The 223-nt window shown below is 42.2% G+C and carries 1 protein-coding gene; it reads left to right on the plus strand.

Annotation, left to right across the window (positions count from 1 at the left end; translation table 11 throughout):
* The coding region (locus HMPREF2818_RS10250) for a hypothetical protein (RefSeq protein WP_222563448.1) at positions 1-223 on the plus strand (223 nt) is incomplete at both ends.

Below are 223 nucleotides of genomic sequence, written 5' to 3' on the forward strand. Positions count from 1 at the left end.
GAACCATTCGAAACAGCACAGCTCTAAAACAAAAATTCGTGAGTACACACAATCTCCTGAGTTTTGGAACCATTCGAAACAGCACAGCTCTAAAACTGATTGCAGCATCAGTTGCATTTCCCGAGAGTTTTGGAACCATTCGAAACAGCACAGCTCTAAAACTTGAGCCAATCTCTAACCGTAGTATACTTCGTTTTGGAACCATTCGAAACAGCACAGCTCT

This window comes from Streptococcus sp. HMSC076H09 (assembly GCF_001811765.1).
In the GTDB taxonomy this organism is placed as follows: Bacteria; Bacillota; Bacilli; order Lactobacillales; family Streptococcaceae; genus Streptococcus; species Streptococcus agalactiae.